At 39.8% G+C, this 445-nt stretch carries 1 pseudogene; it reads right to left on the reverse strand.

Annotated elements, in window-relative coordinates:
• Window positions 1–171 precede the first annotated feature (171 nt).
• Window positions 172–445: pseudogene (locus tag BZK24_RS10025) on the reverse strand (hypothetical protein); the annotation flags it as partial.

Below are 445 nucleotides of genomic sequence, written 5' to 3' on the forward strand. Positions count from 1 at the left end.
TTTAAAGCTCTTGGGCTATTAATCGGTTTGTTGAAAATCGTCCATACCTCTGTTTGCAAACCGAGTTGTCTTTGGATTTTTTCAATCGTTCCCCTTTTCCCTTCTTCTCCTTTTTGCGGAGGATTAGGCGTTTTGGTAACATAAAATATAGCATGGGCTTTTTGCGTTGCGTTAGAAATCTTGTTTCTTCACGCTTTCTATACCTAAATTAACAAGTTCTTTAGCGTCTGGCTCTGCCATTAACCCAACAAACAACAAAACGCCACCACCGCCACCACAACCGACAGCAATTTGCAAAAAGTCTATAATGACGCCCAAAAAATAGCCAACATTATCGCCAGCTCTGGGAATAATAAAGGCGTTGAAAACGGCTAAAAACAATTCTTTGAAGCGCAAAAAAGCAGAAATATGCTTAAGAGTTTGTGCAGGAGCAGCGAAAATAAAA

Source organism: Helicobacter pylori, assembly GCF_001998165.1.
In the GTDB taxonomy this organism is placed as follows: Bacteria; Campylobacterota; Campylobacteria; order Campylobacterales; family Helicobacteraceae; genus Helicobacter; species Helicobacter pylori_DL.